This window comes from Ancylobacter lacus, assembly GCF_018390635.1.
Lineage (GTDB): Bacteria > Pseudomonadota > Alphaproteobacteria > Rhizobiales > Xanthobacteraceae > Ancylobacter > Ancylobacter lacus.
In genome coordinates this window covers 24,631-46,802 of record NZ_JAHBGE010000042.1, presented here as the reverse complement: position 1 = coordinate 46,802, position 22,172 = coordinate 24,631, and the positions used below count along the sequence as shown (strand labels likewise).

Annotated in this window: 13 protein-coding genes and 1 pseudogene; 8 read left to right on the top strand and 6 right to left on the bottom strand. The window is 70.0% G+C overall.

Annotated elements, in window-relative coordinates; all coding sequences use genetic code 11:
• Nucleotides 1-51: 51 nt before the first annotated feature.
• Together KHC27_RS08650 and KHC27_RS08645 are read right to left on the bottom strand one after the other, a co-directional pair.
• The gene (locus KHC27_RS08650) at nucleotides 52-1,641 is read right to left on the bottom strand and encodes an alpha-amylase family glycosyl hydrolase (protein ID WP_213337978.1); all 1,590 of its coding nucleotides are present in this window, start codon (nucleotides 1,639-1,641) and stop codon (nucleotides 52-54) included.
• Nucleotides 1,642-1,653: 12 nt separating this feature from the next.
• Nucleotides 1,654-3,321: an alpha-amylase family protein gene (locus KHC27_RS08645; RefSeq protein ID WP_213337802.1), complete on the bottom strand. Its 1,668-nt coding sequence runs from the start codon at nucleotides 3,319-3,321 to the stop codon at nucleotides 1,654-1,656.
• Between the two features lie 842 nt (nucleotides 3,322-4,163).
• Here KHC27_RS08645 and KHC27_RS21620 point away from each other — a divergent pair.
• Nucleotides 4,164-5,660, top strand: a complete 1,497-nt coding sequence (locus KHC27_RS21620; protein WP_343210871.1) for an autotransporter assembly complex protein TamA — start codon at nucleotides 4,164-4,166, stop codon at nucleotides 5,658-5,660.
• On the top strand, nucleotides 5,660-9,961 hold the full coding sequence (locus KHC27_RS08635; RefSeq protein ID WP_246519770.1) for a translocation/assembly module TamB domain-containing protein: 4,302 nt from the start codon (nucleotides 5,660-5,662) through the stop codon (nucleotides 9,959-9,961). The genes KHC27_RS21620 and KHC27_RS08635 overlap by 1 nt, the downstream gene beginning before the upstream one ends.
• A gap of 31 nt (nucleotides 9,962-9,992) precedes the next feature.
• Here the strand turns inward: KHC27_RS08635 and KHC27_RS08630 are convergent, their stop codons facing one another.
• Nucleotides 9,993-10,754, bottom strand: a complete 762-nt coding sequence (locus tag KHC27_RS08630; RefSeq protein WP_213337800.1) for an ABC transporter permease — start codon at nucleotides 10,752-10,754, stop codon at nucleotides 9,993-9,995.
• Nucleotides 10,751-11,695 (bottom strand): ABC transporter ATP-binding protein, encoded by a 945-nt coding sequence (locus KHC27_RS08625; RefSeq protein ID WP_213337798.1) that lies wholly within the window; start codon nucleotides 11,693-11,695, stop codon nucleotides 10,751-10,753. The genes KHC27_RS08630 and KHC27_RS08625 overlap by 4 nt, the downstream gene beginning before the upstream one ends.
• Nucleotides 11,696-11,870: 175 nt before the next feature.
• On the opposite strand from KHC27_RS08625, the gene KHC27_RS08620 reads away from it, so the two are divergent.
• Both KHC27_RS08620 and KHC27_RS08615 read left to right on the top strand, forming a co-directional pair.
• Nucleotides 11,871-12,944 carry a threonine aldolase family protein gene (locus KHC27_RS08620; RefSeq protein ID WP_213337796.1) on the top strand — a complete coding sequence of 358 codons (1,074 nt, stop codon included), beginning with the start codon at nucleotides 11,871-11,873 and terminating at the stop codon, nucleotides 12,942-12,944.
• A complete protein-coding gene (locus KHC27_RS08615; RefSeq protein ID WP_213337794.1) occupies nucleotides 12,941-14,434 on the top strand; it encodes a carboxypeptidase M32 in 1,494 nt (497 codons plus the stop codon). Before KHC27_RS08620 ends, KHC27_RS08615 begins: the two co-directional genes overlap by 4 nt.
• A 27-nt stretch (nucleotides 14,435-14,461) precedes the next feature.
• On the opposite strand, the gene KHC27_RS08610 is transcribed toward KHC27_RS08615, so the two are convergent.
• Entirely contained in the window at nucleotides 14,462-16,864 is a 2,403-nt protein-coding gene (locus KHC27_RS08610) for a phosphoketolase family protein (RefSeq protein WP_213337792.1), read from the bottom strand.
• A gap of 280 nt (nucleotides 16,865-17,144) precedes the next feature.
• Between KHC27_RS08610 and KHC27_RS08605 the strand changes: the two genes are divergently transcribed.
• Together KHC27_RS08605 and KHC27_RS22095 are read left to right on the top strand one after the other, a co-directional pair.
• Entirely contained in the window at nucleotides 17,145-17,870 is a 726-nt protein-coding gene (locus tag KHC27_RS08605) for a Crp/Fnr family transcriptional regulator (protein WP_246519769.1), read from the top strand.
• 285 nt (nucleotides 17,871-18,155) lie between these two features.
• A pseudogene (locus KHC27_RS22095) lies at nucleotides 18,156-18,660 on the top strand (UdgX family uracil-DNA binding protein); the annotation flags it as partial.
• Between the two features lie 161 nt (nucleotides 18,661-18,821).
• Here KHC27_RS22095 and KHC27_RS08595 read toward each other — a convergent pair.
• Nucleotides 18,822-20,411: a PAS domain-containing sensor histidine kinase gene (locus KHC27_RS08595; RefSeq protein WP_213337788.1), complete on the bottom strand. Its 1,590-nt coding sequence runs from the start codon at nucleotides 20,409-20,411 to the stop codon at nucleotides 18,822-18,824.
• Nucleotides 20,412-20,591: 180 nt separating this feature from the next.
• Between KHC27_RS08595 and KHC27_RS08590 the strand changes: the two genes are divergently transcribed.
• Together KHC27_RS08590 and KHC27_RS08585 are read left to right on the top strand one after the other, a co-directional pair.
• A complete protein-coding gene (locus tag KHC27_RS08590; protein ID WP_213337780.1) occupies nucleotides 20,592-20,756 on the top strand; it encodes a hypothetical protein in 165 nt (54 codons plus the stop codon).
• Nucleotides 20,757-20,822: 66 nt separating this feature from the next.
• Nucleotides 20,823-22,157 carry an NAD(P)/FAD-dependent oxidoreductase gene (locus KHC27_RS08585; RefSeq protein ID WP_246519768.1) on the top strand — a complete coding sequence of 445 codons (1,335 nt, stop codon included), beginning with the start codon at nucleotides 20,823-20,825 and terminating at the stop codon, nucleotides 22,155-22,157.
• Nucleotides 22,158-22,172 lie beyond the last annotated feature (15 nt).

Sequence of the window (22,172 nt, the reverse complement as noted above, 5' to 3'; positions counted from 1 at the left end):
CGGAGGATGGTAGAACACGCACAGGTAGAAATTAAGAGCAATCCTCGCGGCCTACCCCTCCGCCAGCACCACCCCCTCGTCCGGGCGCAGGCGCAGCGGGCCGGCCGGTTCGGGGCCCTCGCGGTCGAGGCCGGTGGAGACGAGGCAGCGCCAGCCGCCGGCGGGGGCGGGCAGGTCGAGGCTCTCCTCGCGGGCCGACAGGTTCAGCACCACGGTGAGCACCTCCCCGCCTTCGCGGCGGCGATAGGCGAGAAGATCGCCCTCGGCCTCGATCCGCTCATAGCCGCCGACCGCCAGCGCCGGGTGTGCCCGGCGCAGCGCCAGCAGCCGGCGGTGCAGCGCCAGCATGGAGCGCGGGTCGGCCGCCTCGGTGGCGACGTTCAGCTCCGGCTGCGGGCCGATCGGCAGCCAGGGCGTGCCGGTGGTGAAGCCGGCGCGCGGGCTGTCGTTCCAGCGCATCGGCGCGCGGGCGGGGTCGCGGCCGACGCCGAGGCCCGGCTCGTTCTTCTCCCACGGGTCCTGCGCCAGCTCCGGCGGCACCGGCACGTTGGGCAGGCCGAGCTCGTCGCCGTAATAGATGGTGGGGGTGCCGCGCAGGGTCAGCAGCAGCATCGCGGCCACCCGCGCCTGCGCCGCGCCGAGCCGGCCGGCGATGCGCTTCTGGTCGTGGTTGCCCAGCACCCAGTTCGGCCAGCCGCCCTCGGGAATGGCGCGCTCATATTCGTCGATCATCTCGTCGAGGCCGCGGGCGTGCCAGCTCGCGGCGATGAGCTGGAAGTTGAAGGGCAGGTGCACGCCCTCCAGCCGCTCGCCGTAATAGGCCACCAGCCGTTCGACCGGCAGGTAGATCTCGCCGATCAGCACCCGGTCGCCATAGGCCGCCAGCGTCGCCCGCATGCGGGCGATGATGTCGAACACCTCGGGCTGGTCGGTGGAGCGGATCTGCTGGAAGCGGTTGATGTCCGGCTGGCCGGGGCCATAGCCGGGATTGGGCGGGTTGTCGCGGAAGAGGGCGTCCTTGACCAGATGCCAGATGACGTCGACGCGGAAGCCGTCCACCCCGCGCTCCAGCCAGAAGCGCAGGGCCTCCATCATGGCGTCCTGCACCGCCGGGTTGCGCCAGTTGAGGTCCGGCTGCTCCCTGAGGAAGGCGTGGTAGTAATACTGGCCGGAGGCCGCGTCGAAGGCCCAGGCGCTGCCCCCGAAATTGCTCATCCAGTTGTTGGGCGGCCCGCCGTCCGGGGCGGGGTCGCGCCAGATGTACCAGTCCCGCTTCGCGCTCTCCCGGCCCTGCCGGCTTTCGAGGAACCAGGGGTGCTGGTCGGAGGTGTGGTTGGGCACAAAGTCGAGGATGATGCGCAGCCCCAGCCGGTGGGCCTCGGCGATCAGCGCGTCAAAATCCGCGAGCGTGCCGAAGAGGGGGTCCACCCCGCAGTAATCGGCGACGTCATAGCCGAAATCGGCCATCGGCGAGGGGAAGAACGGCGAGATCCACGCCGCATCCACCCCCAGCTCGACGAGATGGCCGAGCTTGCGGCGGATGCCGTCGAGGTCGCCGATGCCGTCGCCGTTGCTGTCGAAGAAGGAGCGGGGATAGATCTGGTAGATCGCCCCGCGCTGCCACCACGCGCTGTCGTCGATACCCACGGAACCTCACACTTCGCTGCGCCTGACCACGTAGTCCAGCCCGCCGACGCGGTACCAGCGGTAGCCATAGGGCTCGAGGGTGACGTGATGACGTCCGTCCTCCGCCGGGGTGGAATGATCGTCGGAGAGCAGGTTGACCAGCCGGTCCTGGTCGCCCGCCGCCACCCCGCTGCGCAGCTTCACGGTGCGGCCCTCGGGATCGAAATTGTGCAGCACGATCACGTCGTTGTTGCGCCAGGAATAGCGCAGGCCCAGCACCCGGCGGTCGCGCAGGTCCAGCACCTCGTAATCACCCCAGCCGATCTCCGGCAGCTCCTGCCGCATGCGGATGATGCGCTCGGTCCAGTTCAGGAACGAGCCGGGGTCGCGCCGCTGCTCCGCCACGTTGACGGTGTGGTAGCCATAGGGCCCCTCGGCGCCGGTGGGCAGAAAGGTGTCGGGGCTGTCGCTGAAGCCGCCCTGCGCCTCGCCGGACCACTGCATCGGGGTGCGGGCGCAGTAGCGCTCGGGCAGCGAGAGGTCGTCGCCCATGCCGATCTCGTCGCCATAGCGCAGCACCGGGGTGCCCGGCAGGGTGAACATCAGGCTGTAGGCCAGCTCCATCAGCCGGCGGTCGTTCTTCAGCATCGGCGCCAGCCGGCGGCGGATGCCGCGGTCGTAGAGCTGCATGCTCTTTTCCGGCCCGAAGGCGTCGAACACCTTCTGCCGTTCCGCGGGCGAGAGCCGGCCGAGATCGAGCTCGTCGTGGTTGCGCAGGAACAGGCCCCATTGCGCGGTGGGATAGCCCGGCCGCGTCGCCTTCAGCGCCTTGGCGAGCAGCGAGGTGTCGGCGGTGGCCAGCGCGTAGAACAGCGTCTGGTTGACCTGGAAGTTGAACATCATCTGCATCCGGTCGCCGTCGCGGCCGAAATACTTCATGTCGTCGCGCGGCAGGATGTTGGCCTCGGCGAGGATGATGCTGTCGCCCTTGCGCCACTGCAGGAACTCGCGGAACACCCGGAGCATGCCGAAATGCTCCTTCGGCGTGCCGGAGACATGGGCGCCCTTCTCGGCGATGACGAAGGGCACCGCGTCCATGCGGAAGCCGGAAACGCCGAGCTGGATCCAGAACCCCATGATCTTGAGGATCTCGGACTGCACCTCGGGATTGGCGGTGTTGAGGTCGGGCTGGTGGTCGTAGAAGCGGTGGAAGTAGTAGGCCTTCGCCTTCTCGTCCCAGGTCCAGGTGGTTTCCTGCACCCCGGGAAACACCACGCCCTCGCCGGCATTGGCCGGCTTCTTCTTCGACCAGACATACCAGTCGCGGTAGGGCGAGGCGGGGTCGCTCCTGGCCGACTGGAACCAGGGGTGCTCGTTCGAGGTATGGTTGACCACGAGGTCGATCAGCACCCGCATGCCGCGCTGCCGGGCGCCGTGGGTGAACTCGACGAAGTCGCCCAGCGTGCCGAAGCGCGGATCGATGTTGTAGTAGTCGGCGACATCGTAGCCGTCGTCCCGCCCCGGCGAGGCCTGGAACGGCATCAGCCAGATCGCGGTGACGCCGAGGCCGTGGAGATAGTCGAGCCGGCGCATCAGGCCGCGGAAATCCCCGACGCCGTCGCCGTTCGAATCCATGAAGCTCTCGACCGAGAGGCAGTAGACGATGGCATTTTTGTACCAGAGATCGGGGATCACGGGCCGCTCCGCACAGACCAACCCGGGCGCAACGCCGGCGCCGGCCTGCCGTTCCCGCAAAACCGCGCCGTGACGCCCTTTGCGTGAAGGCGCGGGGGCCGGCGTGGCGCCAAATCCACGGCGCGGCGGTATCTGGCGGGGGATGGCCCGGTTAAGGGTGGGCCTGCGGCACGGATGCCGCTAGGATGGGCCTGAACGATGCCTTAGGAGTTTCCTCAGTAAATCCCGGTTATTGGCTTGCGGGAGCCGGGAGATGCGGGGCCGGATCGGATGAGCTGCGGATCATCCTCGACGATCGCCCTTCCGGCCGGCGTGCGGCCGGAGGGACCCTCCAGGGGAGTTGACGCGGAGAGCGATGCGGGCAGGACGTAAAGGGGGCGCAAGGTGGGGGTGGCCGGCAGGGCCGCTCGTGCCGACGGCTGTCTTTCTTACCCTGATACCGTTCGCCGCCGCCGCCCAGGAAACCGCCCAGCAGCCCGGCTTCCTCGATTCCATCCGCGACCTGTTCAATCCCGCCCGCATCGCCGAGCGCGAGGCCCCGGTCAGCGATCCCACCCCCTATGCGATCACGCTCGAGGTGAAGGGCGGTGACCGCAGCGCCCGCAGCGCGGTCAGCGACCTCTCCAATCTCGAGACGCTGAAGCAGCGCCCGCCCTCCGGCGCCGCCGGGCTGGTGCGCCGGGCGCTGGCGGATTACGACCGCATCACCGTCGCGCTCTACTCCGCCGGCTATTACGCCGGCACCATCCGCATCCTGCTGGCCGGCAAGCCGCCGGAATCCCCCGACATCTTCAACGTGGTGGAGGCCGCGCGCGCGCGGCCCGGTGCCGGTGCGGGTGGAGGTGACCACCGGCCCGCAGTTCACCTTCGGCACCATCGCCATCCTCGACGCCCGCACCCGCCGGCCGCTGGAAGGCTCGCCCTCCCCGGCGGCGCTGTGGATCGCGCCCGGCGAGCCGGCGCTGGCCGACAATGTGGTGCGGGCCGAGGCACGGCTGGTGGACCACTGGCGCGACCAGGGCTATCCCTTCGCCAAGGTGGTCTCCAAGGATGTGGTGGCCGACCACAAGACCCAGAAGCTCAACGTGACGCTGTCGGTCGACACCGGCCCGCGCGCGACCTTCGGCACCTTCACCGTCTCGGGGGCCGACTTCCTCACCCCCGGCTTCATCGAAGACCGCATCATGATCCCGCCCGGCACGCCCTATTCGCCGGAGCGGCTGAACCGGCTGCGGCGCCGGCTGCTGGAATATCAGGCCATCGCCAGCGTCCGCATCCGCGAGGGCGAGCGGCTGGACGCGCAGGGCCGGCTGCCGGTCTTCATCGAGGTGGCCCCGCGCGAGCCGCGCTATGTCGGCTTCTCCGCCACCTATTCCAACACCGAGGGCTCGGCGGCCAATGTCTATTGGGGCCACCGCAACCTGTGGGGCGGGGCGGAGACGCTGCGCATCGACGGCCAGGTCTCGTGGTTCGGCACCCAGCCGGAGGCGGTGCCGAGCGCCGATCCCTTCGGCTACAAGCTGGCCGCCAGCTTCACCAAGCCCGGCATCATCACCGCGCAGGAGGACCTCGTCGCCCAGGCCGCGGTGCTGCGCGAGGTGACCAACGCCTATGTCCGCGAGGGCGCCACCTTCCTCGCCGGCGTGCGGCACAATGTGGACGATCAGCTCTCCGTGCAGCTCGGCGCCGATCTGGAAACCGGCACGGTGGAGGACGCCAACGGCAAGGGCCCGGCCGACGTCATCGGCGTGCCGGCCGACCTGAAGTGGGACACCACGGACTCCCCGCTCGACCCCGCCAGCGGCTTCCGCCTTTCGGCGACGCTGGAGCCCTTCGCCAAGCTCGGCGCCGCCGATGCCGGGCCGGTGCTGGCGCAGGGCACCTTCTCCACCTATTACGGCCTCGACGAGGAGCGCCGCTACATCCTCGCCGGCCGGGTCGGGGCGGGCAGCATCTTCGGGGTGAGCGACCTCTACGACGTGCCGGCGCAGCGCCGCTTCTATGTCGGCGGCGGCGGCTCGGTGCGCGGCTACGACTACCAGTCCATCAGCCCGCGCAACGCCGACGGCGACATCGTGGGCGGCCTCAGCTATGTCGAGGCCTCGGCCGAGCTGCGCATCAAGGTCACCGAGACCATCGGCGTGGTGCCGTTCTTCGACATGGGCGCCGCCTACGCCACCGACACGCCGGATTTCTCCGGCCTCAAATATTCCGCGGGCATCGGCCTGCGCTACTACACCGCCGTGGGCCCGCTGCGCCTCGACGTGGCCTTCCCGCTGAATCCCGAACCCGATGATGCCGGCTACGGCATCTATGTCAGTCTGGGGCAGGCGTTCTGATGGGCATGATCGCGGGTTTCCTCCTCCGTCTCCTCGCCGTCGCCGGCCTGCTGCTGCTCACGGTGGTTGTGGTCGCCGCCCTCGCCTTCGGGCTGGCGCAGACCCCGCCCGGCAAGCGCCTGCTGGCGCAGGTGGCGAGCCATTTCGCCTCGCAGGACGGGCTCGCCGTCACCATCACCGACATCGGCGGCTTCGTGCCCTCCGACCTCACCATCGGGCGCATCGAGCTGGCCGATGCCGGCGGCCGCTTCGCCACCGTGGAGAACGCGGCGCTGGTGTGGCGCCCGCTCGCCCTGCTCGGGGCCCGGCTCGACATCGACCGGCTGGAGGCCACGCGGGTCACGGTGGAGCGGCGGCCGGTGCTGGCCCCCGCCGCCGCGGCCACGCCGGCGCAGCCCGGCGGCGGCTTCGCCCTGCCGGTGCGGCTGGGGCGCATCGCCATCGGCTCCATCGAGCTGGCCGAGCCGGTCGCCGGCCACGCCGCGCGCCTCGCGCTGGAAGGCTCCGCCGACCTCACCTCGCTGCAGCAGGGCCTTTCCGCCCGCTTCGCGCTGGAACGGCAGGACGCGCCGGGCAGCGCCCATGGCGCGCTGTCCTACCGGCCGGAAGGGCGCATCCTCGACGTCAACGTCACCGCGCAGGAGCCGGCCGGCGGCCTCGTCGCCCGCGCCGCCCGCATCGAGGGCCTGCCGGCCCTGACCGCCCGGGTGGTCGGCGCCGGCCCGATCGACGCCTGGAACGGCGACATCGACCTGAAGGCCGGCGACGTCGCCGCCGTCACCGGCAAGGCCGGCATCCGCGCGATCCCGGCGGGCTATCGCGTCCGCCTCGACCTCGACAGCGATGTCGGCCGGCTGCTGCCCCCCACCCTCGCCCCGCTGGTGCAGCCCCGCGCCACCCTCGCCGGCACCGCCGACATCGACGAGGCGCTGCGGGTGCGGATCGAGAGCCTCGCCGCCCGCTCCGCGGCGCTCGACGCCCGGCTCTCCGGCTCGCTCGATCTCGAGGCCCTGACCGCCGACCTCACTGTCTCGCTCGCCGCCGGCGACGCCGCCGCCTTCGCCGGGCTGCTGCCCCCGCTCGACCCGGCGCTGCGGTGGAGCACGCTGCGGGCCAGCGGCACCGTGAAGGGCGCGCTCGCCAACCCCGAGGTGGTCGCCACCCTGGAGGCCGCCGACCTCGCCGCCGCCGGCTACGGCGCCGGCACCCTGACGCTCGCCGCCCGCACGGTGCCCGCCACCGACGGCAGCCTGCCCTTCACCCTGGAAGGGCGCGCCGGGGGCCTTACCGCCGCCGACCCGAAGGTCGCCGCCGCGCTCGGCACCGAGGGCAGCTTCACCGTCTCCGGGGTGCGGCCGGCGCTCGGTCCCATCGCACTCGATGCACTCACCGTCCACCTCACCGCACTGACCGCACAGTTCGACGGGCGGGCCGATTCCACCGCCATCGCCGGCGCGGCCAAGGTGGCCCGGCTCGACCTCGCCGCGCTCAGCCCGCTGGCCGGGCGAACCCTCGCCGGCACCCTCGCCTTCGACGCAACCCTCGACGCCAGCAGCGATTTTTCCCGTGCCGCGGTTCAGCTCACCGGCACCACCAACGGGCTGCGCACCGGCATCCCCCAGGTCGACGGCCTGCTCGGCCAGCGCGCGACGATCGCCGGGGGGCTCGCGCGGGATGGCGAAAAGACCATACGATTCAAGGACTTCCGCGTCACCGCGGAGGGCTTCGACACCACCGTCAACGGCCGCCTCGCCCCCGACCGCGCCGACCTCGCCGCCCGGCTCTCCCTCGCCGACCTCGCCCGGCTCGACCCCCGGGTGAGCGGCGCGCTGGAAGGAGAGGCCGCCTTCTCCGGGACGCTGGAAAATCTCGGCCTGAAGGCCCGCCTCGCAATCCCTGCCGGAACGGCAATGGGCCAGAAGATTCAAGGCCTTAGCCTGAGCTTCGACGGCACCGACATCACCCGCCTGCCGGCTGGCGGCTTCCGCCTCGACGGCCGCGTCGCCGACCGCCCGGCCACCGGAAGCGGCAGCCTGACGAGCGAGGCCGACGGCGCCCGCCGTCTCCAGGGCCTCGCCATCGCCATCGGCTCGGCGACCGCCAAAGGCGATGTCACGATTGGCACGGATGCCATCGCGACAGGCGAACTGGCCATCAGCGCGGGCGATCTTGCAGACCTTTCGCCCTTCGCCCTCACCCAGCTCGGCGGCCGGCTCGATGGCCGCCTGACCCTCAGCCGTGACGGCGGGCGCCAGCGCGCGGCGCTGAATGCCAATGCGGCCAATGTGTTGGCCGCCGGCACCCGCATCGGCGGGGCCCGTCTCGACCTCTCCGTGCTCGATCCCGCGGGCGCCACCATCGTCGGCGGCACCGCCGATCTCACCGCCATCGCGACCGCCGGGCTCGACATCAGCCGGGCCCGCCTCACCGCCCAGCCGGACGGCAGCGGCAGCCGCTTCACCCTCGATGGGGTGGTGAACGACGTCAATCTCACCGGCGCCGGCCGGGTGGAGCGGCGCGGCACCGACGTCGCGCTGCGGCTCGACCGGCTCAGCCTCGCCCGTGGCAGCGCGACCCTCACAAGCACGGCCCCGGCCAATTTTCTCTGGTCGAACAGCACCTTGTCGATCGACCGGCTGGTGCTGGCCGGCGGCGGCGGCCGCACCACCCTCGCCGGTCGGGTCGGCGAGCAGATCGATCTGACGGTGGACGCGACCGGCCTGCCGCTCGCCCTCGCCGACCTCGCCCGCCCCGGCCTCAACCTCTCCGGCACGCTAGGCGGCAATGCCCGCATCACCGGCACGGCGGCGGTGCCGACCGGCACCTATACGCTGAACATCGCCCAGTTCACCGCCGCACAGCTCGCCAGCGCCGGCACCGGGCCGCTGCAGCTGCGCGCCGAAGGCCGGCTCGCCGGTGGGCGCATCGACACCCGCGCCACCATCGCGGGGCGCAACCTGCAGGGCGTCACCGTCACCGGCTCGGCGCCGATTTCGCAGGGCCAGCTTGATGTTGCGGTGCGCGGCACGCTGGATCTGGCCGGACTCAACCCGCTTCTCGCCGCCTCCGCCCAGCAGGTGAGCGGGCGCGCCGTGGCCGACCTCACGGTGCGCGGCACCCCCGCCGAACCCCGCGCCGGCGGCACCATCCGCATCACCGGCGCCACCTTCAACGACGCCGTCACCGGCATCTCGCTGTCGCGGATCGAGGGCGTGCTGACCGGAACCGACCGCTCGGTGACGGTCACCTCCTTCACCGCCGCCACCCGCAATGGCGGCTCGATCTCGGCGCGCGGCACCGTGGCGCTGGACCCCGCCGGCGGCTTCCCCGGCCGGATCGACGTCGACCTGCGCAATGCCGGCCTCGTGTCCACCGATCTCCTCCGCCTCGTGGCGGAAGGCCGGGTCGCGCTGGAAGGGCCGCTGGCGCAGGCCCCGCGCGTCACCGGGCGGCTGGTGGTGAAGACGCTGGACATCAATATCGCCGAGCGCCTGCCCGGCGGGGTCGGCACGCTGGACGTCAAGCATGTCAACGTTCCCCCGGGCTCGAAGGCGCGCGCCGGCGCCCGACAGGCCCGCAAGCCGCCGCCGGCAGCCGGCGGGGGCATCCCGCTCGACCTCACCGTCTCGGCGCCCAACAGCGTGTTCGTGCGCGGCATGGGCCTCGACGCCGAGCTCGGCGGCGACATAAAGCTCTCCGGCACCAGCCGGGCGCCGGTCGCCCTCGGCGGCTTCCAGCTGCGCCGCGGCTGGTTCAACATTCTCGGCCAGCGCCTCACCTTCACCCGCGGCCGCATCACCTTCACCGGCAGCCCCGACCCCGAGCTCGACTTCGTCGCGGAGACCACCGCGAACGATGTGACGGCACAGGTTCTGGTGAGCGGCCCGGCCTCGCAGCCGCAGGTGACCTTCAGCTCCACGCCCAGCATGGCGCAGGACGAGGTTCTGGCCCGGCTGATGTTCGGCCGTTCGGCCGGCTCGCTCACCGGAGGGCAGGCGCTGCAGGTGGCGCAGACCATCGCGCAGTTCTCCGGCCGCGGCTCCGGCGCGCTGGACCAGATGCGCCGGGCGCTGGGGGTCGACAGCCTCGACGTCGGCACCAATGCCGCCGGCAATGGCGGCGTGCTGGGGCTGGGGCGCCGGCTGAACGACAACATCTATCTCGGCGTGCGGCAGGGCACGACGCCCGGCTCCGGCCAGGTGACGGTGGATGTCGACGTCACCAAGCGCATCCGTCTGCAGGGCGCCACCGGCTCCGACGGTTCCACCAGCGTCGGCGTCGGCGCCCAGTGGGACTATTGAGGGAGCCCGGTCGAGCGGAACGCCCGGCGCCTCACGCCCGCAGACGATGGCCCGTGCGGAAGATCACCACGATCGCCGTGAGGCAGGCCGCGAGCAAGGCGAGGGTGATCGCGAGGCTGACCCGCACGTCGATGACGGCGACGCCGTAGAAGGTCCAGCGGAAACCGTCGACCAGATAGGCGATGGGATTGAACAGCGACACCGTCCGCCAGACCGGCGGCAGCATGTCGAGGGAATAGAACGTGCCACCGAGAAAGGTGAGCGGGGTGAGCACCAGCATCGGCACCACCTGCAGCCGCTCGAAGCCATCCGCCCAGATGCCGAGCAGAAAGCCCAGCAGGCAGAAGCTCACCGAGATCAGCATCAGGAATCCCAGCATTTCGACGGGGTGGGCGATTGAAAAGGGCACGAAGAGCCGGGCGGTCGCCAGGATGACGAGACCCAGCATCAGCGACTTGGTCGCCGCCGCCCCGACATAGCCGAGCAGCACCTCGGCGACCGAGACCGGGGCGGACAGCACTTCGTAGATCGTGCCGGTGAAGCGCGGGAGATAGATGCCGAAGGACGCGTTGGACACGCTCTCCGTCAGCACCGCCAGCAGGATGAGGCCGGGCACGATATAGGCGCCATAAGGCACGCCGCCCACCTCCGCCAGCCGCGGCCCGATCGCGGCGCCGAACACCACGAGATAAAGCGAGGTGGAGATGACCGGCGAGGCGATGCTCTGGAACAGCGTGCGCCAGGTGCGGTGCAGCTCGAAGAGGTAGATGGCGCGGACGGCGTGAAGGTTCACGGCAGGTCCTCCGCCGGGGTGCCGACCAGCTCGACGAAGATATCCTCCAGCGAGGAGCGTGTGGTGGTGACGCCCGCGATCTCCAGCCCTGCCGCCGCCACGCGCCGGAACAGCGCCGCGATGTCGGGCTCGCCCGCCCCGGCGCCGGCCTGCACCACGGACAGCGTCGTGCCGTCGGCGGACAGCTCGACATCCCCCCAGCCGGGCGGCAGCGCCACGAGCGGGGCCTTGAGGTTGATGCTGAGCCGGGTGCGGCCGAAACGGGCCATCAGCGCCTCCTTCTCCTCCACCAGCACCAGACGCCCGCGGTTGATGATGCCGATGCGGTCGGCCATCTCCTCGGCCTCCTCGATGTAGTGGGTGGTGAGGATGATGGTGACGCCCTGTCCGCGCAGGCGCCGCACCATCGCCCACATGTCGCGGCGCAGCTCGACATCGACACCCGCCGTGGGCTCGTCGAGGAACAGGATGGTCGGTTCGTGCGCCAGCGCCTTGGCGATGAGCACGCGGCGCTTCATCCCGCCGGACAGGCTGGAAATGACGGCGTCCTTCTTCTCCCAGAGCGAGAGCTCGCGCAGCACCCGCTCGACATGGCCAGAGTCGGCCCGTCGGCCGAACAGGCCCCGGCTGAAGTTCACCGTCGCCCACACCGTCTCGAACATGTCGGTGGCGAGTTCCTGCGGCACGAGACCGATGCGCGAGCGGGCGGCGCGGAAATCGCGCTCCACATCATGTCCATCGGCCACGATGCGCCCGGCGCTGGGGCGTACCAGACCGCATACCGCGCCGATCAGCGTCGTCTTGCCGGCACCGTTCGGCCCCAGCAGCGCGAAGATCTCGCCGCGCCGGATCGAGAGATCGACCCCGGCAAGGGCTGTCTGGCCGCTGGCATAGGTCTTGGTGAGGCCGGTGATGGACAGGATCGGAGGAGGCGAATCCATGGGCTCGGCCACGCGTGGGAACAGGAAGGGGAACAGGCATAGGCGAAGCAGCCGCCACGTTTAAGGGTAAACGCACGCCGTCCCATCACGTTGCATGACGGCGGACGGCGGGAAAATGACATCACGGCAACGCGACGGGCTCGCCTTTGCCTCGCGGCTTGGCTAGGCAAGAGGGATGGAATTCGCATCCGACAACACCTCCGGCGTCCACCCCCGCATCCTCGATGCGATCCTGGCCGCCAATGCCGGGCCCGTCGCCTCCTATGGCGCCGACCCCTTCACCGCCGCGGCCCGGCGCGCCCTGGCCGACCTCTTCGAGACCGAGGTCCACGTCACGCTGGTGACCACGGGCAGCGCCGCCAATTCGCTGGCGCTGTCCGCGCTCGTGCCCCCGCACGGCACGGTGTTCTGCCACGGCGAAGCCCACATCAACACCGACGAATGCGGCGCGCCGGAACTTTTCACCGGCGGCGCCAAGCTGACGCCGGTGTCGGGCCGAGCGGCGAAGATCACGCCGGAGGCGATCGCGAGGGTCCACCGCAACTTCGTCCGCGGCTTCCACCAGCAGCTTCCGGCGGCGGTCTCGATCACCCAGGCCACCGAGTTCGGCGCGGTCTATACCGCCGCCGAGATTGCGGAGATCGGCGCCTATTGCCGCGCTCACGGCCTGCACCTGCACATGGACGGCGCCCGCTTCGCCAATGCGGTGGCCTCGACTGGCGCCCGTCCGGCCGATCTCACCTGGAAGGCGGGGGTGGACGCGCTTTCCTTCGGCGCTACCAAGAACGGCGCCATGGGCGTCGAGGCCGTGGTGTTCTTCAACGCGGCGCTGGCCGAGCGCTTCGACTTCCGCGTCAAGCGCACGGGTCATGTGCTCTCCAAGGGCCGCTTCCTCGGCGCGCAGATGGCGGCCTACCTAGCCGACGGGCTCTGGCTGGAAAATGCCCGCCACGCCAACGCCATGGCGGCACGGCTCGCCGCGGGACTGTCGACGCTGGCCGGCGTGCGGCTCGCGACGGTGCCGGAGGCGAACGAGGTGTTCGCCATCCTGCCCCGGCCGCTGCACGAGGCGCTGACGGCAAGTGGCGCCCATTATTACGATTGGCCGGGCGACGGCCCGGACGGCGGCGGGATCGGACCCGACGAGGTGCTGGTGCGTTTCGTCTGCTCCTTCCTCACCGCCGAGGCGGAGGTCGACCGCCTGATCGCCCTCGCCGGAAATCCCGCATCAGAAGGTGCCGCCCGATGAGCGCCTATGCCGAGCTGACCGCCCATTTCGGGCGTATCGCCGCCATGTCCAACGCCGTCGGCATCCTGCAATGGGACAGCGACGTGATGATGCCGAAGGGCGCTGCGGGAACGCGGGCGGAGAGTCTGGCGCTGCTGCGCGTGCTGAGCCACGGCATGGCGGTCGATCCCCGCATCGGCGACTGGCTGGAGGCCGCGGCGCAGGACGACACGCTCTCCGATTGGGACCGCGCCAATCTGCGGGAGATAAAGCGGGTCTGGACGGTGCAGACCGCCCTGCCGGCCGATCTGGTGGAAGCGTCCAGCAAGGCGATCTCCGCCTGCGAGATGAAGTGGCGGCAGGCCCGCGCCGATGCCGATTTCCCCGCGCTGCTGCCCTATCTCGCCGAGGTGCTGCGCCTCCAGCGCGAGGCCGGCGTCGCCAAGGGCGAGAAGCTGGGCCTCTCCGCCTACGACGCCCTGCTGAACGACTACGAGCCCGGCGGGCGCTCGGCGAAGATCGACGCGCTGTTCGACGATCTCGCCGGCTTCCTCCCCGGCTTTGCCGAGGAGGCGATCGCCGCGCAGGCCCGCCGGTCGGAGCCGCCCGCGCCCGAAGGCCCGTTTCCGGTGGAGGCGCAGCGCCAGCTCGGCCTGAAGATCATGGCTGCGCTCGGCTATGATTTCGAACGGGGACGGCTCGACGTGTCGACCCACCCCTTCTGTGGCGGTGCCGACGACGACGTCCGCATCACCACCCGTTACGACGACGGCGATTTCGGCAAGGCGCTGATGGGGGTGATCCACGAGACGGGTCACGCCCTCTACGAGCAGGGCCGACCGGCGGCTTTCCTCAGCCAGCCGGTGGGGCAGGCGCGGGGCATGAGCCTGCATGAGAGCCAGTCGCTGCTGATGGAGATGCAGGCCTGCCGCAGCCGCGAGTTCATCAGCTTCGCCGCGCCGCTGATGCGTGAGGCGTTCGGCGGCAGCGGGCCGGCGTGGGAGGCGGAGGCGGTATGGCGGCGCTACACCCGGGTCGCCCGCGGCTTCATCCGGGTGGATGCCGACGAAGTGACCTATCCCGCCCATGTCATCCTGCGCTACCGGCTGGAGAAGGCGCTCATCGCCGACGCCATGCCGCTGGCCGAGCTGCCGGCGGCATGGAATGCCGGCCTGCAGGAGCTGCTCGGCATCACCCCGCCCGACGACCGCCTCGGCTGCCTGCAGGACATTCACTGGCCGAGCGGCGGCTGGGGCTATTTCCCCACCTACACGCTGGGCGCGATGACGGCGGCGCAGCTCTTCGACGCCGCCTGCCGGGCGGAGCCGGACGCGCTGCCCGGTCTCGCCCGCGGCGATTTCACCCCGCTGGTGGGGTGGCTGCGCACCCATGTCCACGCCCAGGGTTCGCGCTACGAAACCGACGAGCTGCTGACCCGCGCCACCGGCCGGCCGCTCGACGCCAGCGTCTTCAAGGCCCATCTGGCCCGGCGCTATCTCGGGACGCAATGACCGCCCCGGGATAGCGCTCGCGCCGGCTCAGCGCGGCCACGTCCAGTCGCGCACCTCCGGCAGGTCGACGCCGTGCGCCCGGATGTAGCGCTCGTGCTCGACCAGCTTGTCGCGGATCGCCTGCCGGGCATAGGCCCCGACCGTGGCGAGCTTCGGCACCCGGTCGACGACGTCGGCGACGAGGTGGAAGCGGTCGAGCCGGTTGCGCACCACCATGTCGAACGGGGTCGTCGTCGAACCCTCCTCGACATAGCCGCGCACATGCATGTTCCCATGGTTCGTCCGCCGGTAGGCCAGCCGGTGGATGAGCCAGGGATAGCCGTGATAGGCGAAGATCACCGGCTTGTCGGTGGTGAAAAGGGCGTCGAATTCACGGTCGGAGAGGCCGTGCGGGTGCTCGCTGCTCGGCTGCAGGGTCATCAGGTCGACCACATTGACCACCCGCACCTTCAGATCGGGGAAATAGCCCCGCAGCAGGTCGGCGGCCGCCAGCGTCTCCAGCGTCGGCACGTCCCCGGCGCAGGCCAGCACCACATCCGGCTCGCCGCCCCCGTCGGTGCTGGCCCACTCCCAGATGCCGATGCCGGTTTCGCAATGCTTCACCGCGGCGTCCATGTCGAGCCATTGCGGCGCCGGCTGCTTGCCGGCGACGATGACGTTCACCCGGTTCCAGCTGCGCAGGCAATGGTCCGTCACGTGCAGCAGCGTGTTGGCGTCCGGCGGCAGGTAAACCCGCACGATGTCGGCCTTCTTGTTCACCACATGGTCGATGAAGCCGGGGTCCTGGTGGCTGAAGCCATTGTGGTCCTGCCGCCAGACATGGGAGGTCAAGAGGTAGTTCAGCGAGGCGATGGGCATGCGCCACGGCACGTCGCGGGCCGACTTCAGCCATTTGGCGTGCTGGTTGAACATCGAATCGACGATGTGGATGAAGGCTTCGTAGCAGGAGAACAGGGCATGCCGCCCGGTGAGGAGATAGCCCTCGCACCAGCCCTGGCACAGATGCTCGGACAGTATCTCCATCACCCGCCCGTCGCGGGCGAGGTGGTCGTCCTCCGGCAGGGTGGCCGCGTCCCAGGCCCGGCCGGTGACCTCGAACAGCGCCTGCAGACGGTTGGAGGCGGTCTCATCCGGCCCGAACACGCGGAAATTCCGGCTCGCCGCGTTCTCCTTCATCACGTCGCGGAGGAACTGGCCCATGGCATAGGTGGACTCCGCCTCCACCGCGCCGGGGTGCGGAACCTCGATCGCGTAGCGGGTGAAGTCCGGCAGCCGGAGCGGCCGACGCAGCACCCCGCCATTGGCGTGGGGATTGGCGCTCATGCGCAGGCCGCCGGCGGGTGCCATCGCCGCGATCTCCGGCAGCAACCGGCCGTCGGCGTCGAACAGTTCGTCGATCCGGTAGCTCTTCAGCCAGTCCTCCAGCAGTTCCAGATGGCCGGGCTTGGCCATGTCGGCGAACGGCACCTGGTGCGAGCGCCAGAAGCCTTCGGCCTTCTTGCCGTCGACGGTCTTCGGCCCGGTCCAGCCCTTGGGGCTGCGCAGGATGATCATGGGCCAGCGCGGGCGCGGCAGCGGCTCGCCGGCCGCCTCGGCCTCACGCGCGAGCCGGCGGATTTCGGCGATGCGGCCGAAGGCGAGGTCGAAGGCCGCGGCCATCCGCCCATGCATGACGGCGGGGTCGTCGCCCTCGACGAAGATGGGGTCATGGCCATACCCGATGAAGAGCGCTTCCAGCTCCTCCGGGTCGATCCGCGACAGCACGGTGGGGTTGGCGATCTTGTAGCCATTGAGGTGCAGGATCGGCAGCACCGTGCCATCGCTGACCGGGTTCAGGAATTTGTTGGCGTGCCAGCTCGTCGCCAGCGGTCCGGTCTCGGCCTCGCCGTCGCCCACCACGCAGGCCGCGATCAGATCGGGATTGTCGAGCACCGCGCCATAAGCATGAGCGAGGGAATAGCCAAGTTCTCCGCCTTCGTGGATGGAGCCGGGGGTTTCCGGCGCGGCGTGGCTGGGAATGCCGCCGGGAAAGGAAAACTGGCGGAACAGCCGGCGCAGCCCTTCCTCGTCGGCGGAGATGTCGGGGTAGACCTCGCTATAGGTCCCCTCCAGATAGGTGGAGGCGACGACGCCCGGGGCACCGTGGCCGGGACCGGCGATGAACAGGACGTTCGCACCGGTGCGGCGGATGATGCGGTTGAGATGGACGTAGATGAAGTTCAGGCCCGGTGTCGTGCCCCAATGACCCAGCAGGCGCGGCTTCACATGCTCCATCGCCAGCGGCTCGCGCAGCAGCGGATTGTCGAGCAGATAAATCTGCCCGACCGAAAGGTAATTCGCCGCGCGCCACCAGGCGTTCATCAGCCGGGCTTCCTCCGCTTCCAGCGGCACGGCGGGTGTGAAGGCGGTATCGGTGTCGGTTCCGGTCATCTCAGGCTCCGTTGTGGACGCCCGCGCGCTGACGGGCCGGTTCGCGCTCTTCTCCGCTTCGGGTGGCCCAGCCTGACAATCCGGCCAGCGATCACCACAAAGCGCACCTCATCGGGCACACGACCCGGGTATCACCTGCAAAAACGCGCCGCTTTGCGACATCTCAATCAACGACGGTTCGATGACTGCTAGCCCTAGCGCATCCGGACGTCGCCGGAGGGCCTGAAGGCCGCGGCGGTGTCCTCCAGCGGGCGGTTCCGGCATGCAGGTGCGATCGAACATGATTCCCTTCCCCCTGAACGGCACGCGGCAGGCACAGGGCGCCTGTGCCGACTGCGGGGTGAAGTCACGCGCGGTCTGCGCCGGCCTCGCCCCGGAGGAGACCGGCATCCTCACCACCATCATGAGCACGGTCACGCTTGCTCCCAATCAGCTCCTGTTCGAGCAAGGCGATCTGCGCAGCCGGGCCTATACGCTCACCTCCGGCATGCTCAGGCTATCGGTCTCGCTGCCGGACGGGCGGCGGCAGATCGCCGGCTTCGTGACGCCCGGTGACTATCTGGGGCTCTCGGGCGAAGACGTCCACACCCAGGCCGCCGAAGCGGTCACCGCCTGCCGGTTATGCTCCTTCCCGGTTCCCGAAATGAACCGGCTCATGGAGCAGCACCCGCGCCTGCGCGACCGGCTCCATGAACTCACCCGCAAGGCGCTGCTCGAGGCGCGCGGCAATCTGCTCATGCTCGGCCGGCTGACCCCGAACGAGAAGCTCGCCCGCTTCCTCCTCGGCCTCTCCGACCGGGCGGTGGAGAACGGCCAGCCCGCGACGCCGCTGGCCCTGCCGATGACCCGCACCGACATCGCCGACTATCTCGGCCTCACGATCGAAACGGTGAGCCGCAGCTTCTCGGCGCTGAAGACACGCGGCCTCATCCAGCTCGCCGATGCGCATCGGGTGGAAATATGCGACCGCCCCGGCCTCACGGCGCTGGCCGGGCTGCCGGTATGACGTCCAACCACCCGCAACGGGTCGCCAGAGCGTGACAGTGTCGGATTGATCGTGATCAAGGCGACGAAAGCGGCGGAGGCGTCATCTGCGGCATTCAATCCTGGGAGATCGCCATGCCCCTCGAGACTGCCGTCACCCTCACCGGCGTCGTGTTCGCCTTCATTGCCTTCGCCGCGACCCTCGCCTGGGTCGACCATCGCTCAACCTGAGGCAGCACCGACACCGTGCTACGGAACCTTTGCCATCCATCGGCTTTTCGTCCTGAGAAGGGTGTAAGCCGCGAAGGTGAAGGTGTCGGCCGAGCACGAACGCACATCGCGCACCGACGAGCAGGAGGCCGCGGCGCAGCCGCAGAGCCGCACGCTCGCCGGGCTGCGGGCCGAAGCACGAGCCTGCCGGGCCCGCCCTCTCTGGGCCCCGGCAACCCAGACCGTCTTCGGCGAAGGGCCTGAGAGGGCGTCCCTCCTGTTTGTCGGCGAGCAGCCGGGCGATCAGGAAGACCTGGCCGGCCGTCCCTTCATCGGGCCGGCCGGCCTTCTTTTCGATCGGGCCCTGGCGAAGCCGGCTCGATCGGGCGCGGGCGTACGTCACAAATGCGGTGAAGCACTTCAAATTCGTCCCCCGTGGCAAGCGGCGTCTGCATCAAAAGCCGACAACCGGTGAAATCCGCGCCTGCAACCCATGGCTGCTGGAGGAGATGGCGCTCGTCGCCCCCCGGCTCGTGGTCGCGCTCGTCGCCACGGCGGCGCGGGCGGTGCTCGGCCGAGCCGTCGCGGCGGGCTCCTCACGCGGCCAGCCCATCAGCAGGGGAAACCAGCAGCCGGCCGCGCTGGTGACGGTGCACCCTACCATCTGCTGCACCTGCCCGACCGGGCGTCGAAGGAACGCGAGTACCAACGCTTCGTCGAGGACCTGCGGCTCTACCGCCCGTACCTCACCGCCGCCTAGCCATCAGCCCCGTCGCACCCGGCCGGCAAAGCTGATCAGCCGTTCCGAACGGGGCGGCACCAGCGCGCCGAGTCGCGCCGCCAGATCGGCCTCGGTGAACGGCTTCTCGAGCACGGGCAGGTCGAGCGGCACGCCGTCGGGGTCGGGCATGTAGCCCGTCGCCAGCAGCACCGGCAGATCGGGCCAATGTCTGGCGATCTCGGCCGCCAGCTGCAGCCCGGTCATGTGCGGCATCGCCTGATCCGTCACCACGACGTCGATGCCGGAGGTGCGGCGGAGCAGGTCGAGCGCCTCGGCGCCCGATTCGGCCGCAAGGGCCGCATGGCCCATATCCTCCAGCATGGCGACGGTGTTGGTGAGGACCAGCGGATCATCGTCCACCGCAAGCACCACCAGCCCCGCCGGTGCGGAGGGTTGCGGCGCCGGCCGTGCCTCCTCGTCGAGCGCCGCCCGGTCGGCGGCAGGCAACCACAGTTCGGCGACGGTACCCTCGCCGGCACGGCTGCGGAGCATGAATCGCCCGCCCGATCGCTCGGCGATGCCATGAACCATCGAAAGGCCGAGGCCGGTGCCCTTGCCGATGCCCTTGGTGGTGAAAAACGGCTCCACCGCCCGCCGCAGGGTCTCCTCGTCCATGCCGATGCCGGTATCGGAGACGCTGAGGCAGAGATAGGACCCCGGCTGCAGGCGGCGGTCGTCCGGCCCGGTCACCGCCTCCTCCCGGAGCGCGATCACGATACGCCCGCCATCGTACATGGCATCGCGCGCATTCACCACGAGGTTGAGCAAGGCCATCTCGAGCTGGTTCGCATCCGAGAGCACCGGCCGGTCGACAAGGGGAAAGCGCAGCTCGATGTCGTAGGCGGGCCCGAGCGAGCGCTGGATCAGCTCGGTCATGCCGCGGACCAGCGCGGGAACCGACACAGCCTCCGCCACCGCTTCCTTGCGTCGCGCAAAAGCAAGCATCCGGTTGGTCAGGGCGCGTCCGCGCTCGGCGCCCTTCACCGCATTCTCATGCAAGGCGAGGAGCTTGGGGTCATCCGGCAGACGCTTGCGCATCAATTCGAGACTGCCGAGCACGGCCATCAGCAGATTGTTGAAGTCATGGGCGATGCCACCCGTGAGCTGGCCCAGCGCGTCCATCTTCTGCGACTGCACCAGCGCCTCGCGGGTACGCTCCAGCACCAATTGGGCGTCCCGCCGCTCGGTCAGATCGCGCGTCACCTTGGCAAAGCCGACGATGCCGCCATCGGGCGCCCGGATCGGATCGATCACCACATAGGCCCAGAAACGGGAGCCGTCCTTACGCACCCGCCAGTTCTCGCTCTCGAACTTGCCCTCGGTGCGGGCCGTCTCCAGCGCCTTCGCGGGCAGGCCGGCGGCGCGATCCTCCTCGGTGTAGAAGCGGGAGAAATGCTGCCCGATGATCTCCGAGGCGGCATAGCCCTTCACCCGCTCGGCGCCCGGGTTCCAGCTCGTCACGATGCCGGCGGGGTCGAGCATGTAGATGGCATAGTCCACCACCGCCTCGACCAGCAGGCGATAGCGTCCCTCTTCGGAGAGCGAGGCGGCGAGCCTTTCCGACTGTTCCATGTGTCCTTCCGCGACGGGGCGAGGCGACGACGCGCCGGGCCTCGGCATCAATGCCCGATCGCCGAAAAAGTGCCACGGCGGACACGAGGACCGGCGCGCGCCACTGTCGATGTGAACTTTTGGCCGCCGGAGGCGTCAATGCGGCACCCCCGCCACTGAGACCACCGGAGCCCTTTAGCCATGACGCCTTCCGCCCGCCTGATGCTCATTGTTGCGGTGGCCGCGATTGCGGCCATCACCCTCGGCTATTTCATCACCTCGTTCTTCGTGCTGGACGAGGTCGAGACCTCGGGCGCCTTCGATCGACTTTTGGCCGCACGTACCCTCATATCCGCGCATGGATGACAGGGCCGCGCGCCGCGCTAGTGTGGAGCGACAGCACGATCACATACCGGCGGCGCGAGGACGGGCATGAGCGAGATGGACAGCTCCGGGATCGAAAACCGGCCCGGTACTTCGGACCACAACGAGGCCCCCAATCCGCCGGGCGGTCCGTCGCGGCCCCGCATCGTGATCATCGGCGCCGGCTTCGGCGGGGTCGAGACCGCGCGGGCGCTCAAGGGTGCGCCCGCCGACGTGCTGCTGATCGACCGCAACAACTATCACTGCTTTCAGCCGCTGCTCTATCAGGTCGCGAGCGCGGCCCTGTCGCCGGCCGATATCGCCTGGCCGGTACGTGGCGTGCTCAGCGGACAGGCCAACCTCACCGTGCTGATGGCGGACGTGACCGGCGTCGACACGGCGGCACGACGCGTGCTCCTCGGTGCCGGGAGCGTGCCTTACGACCATCTGGTGCTGGCCACCGGCGCGACCCATTCCTATTTCGGCCATGACGAATGGGCGCGGGTAGCGCCGGGGCTGAAGAAGATCGAGGACGCGACCCGCATCCGCCGGGAAATCCTCATCGCCTTCGAGCGGGCCGAGCTGTGCGACAGCGCGGAGGAGCGGCGGCATTTTCTCACCTTCGTCATTATCGGCGGCGGGCCGACCGGGGTCGAGCTGGCGGGCTCCATCGCCGAAGTCGCCCGCCACGCCCTTCCAAACGATTTCCGCCGGGTCGACCCGCGGACCGCGCGCATCCTGCTGGTGGAAGCGGGGCCGCGGGTGCTCCCCACCATGCCCCCCGCCCTGTCGGACTATGCGCGCGAGCGGCTGGAATCGATGGGCGTCGACGTGTTGACGAATGTGCGCGTCACCTCCTGCGACGGCGACGGCGTGGATACCGAGCCGAATGGCCGGATTCTCTCCGAAACCATCATCTGGGCCGCGGGTGTGCGGGCCTCGCCGGCGGCGGGCTGGATCGGCGCCGACGCAGACCGGGCCGGGCGGATTCGCGTCACGCCGGACCTGTCCGTGCCCGGGCTGCCGGACGTGTTCGCCATCGGCGACACCGCCCTGTTCGAGCAGGACGGGAAACCGGTTCCCGGCATCGCCCCCGCTGCCAAGCAGATGGGCCACTATGTCGGGCGGCTGCTCAAGGCCCGGGTCACGGGGACGCAGCCACCGGCCCCGTTCCGCTACAGCCACGCCGGCGATCTCGCGACCATCGGGCGCAACGCCGCGGTGGTGAAGCTCGGCCGCCTGGAGTTGAAGGGTTTTCCGGGCTGGCTATTCTGGAGCGTGGTGCACGTCTATTTCCTGATCGGCGCCCGCAACCGGCTCTCCGTCGCGTTCCACTGGCTGTGGAACTACGTCACCCGCCAGCGCGGCGCCCGGCTGATCACGGGAGACGATCACGAGGCCTGACAGAACGCCGTTCGT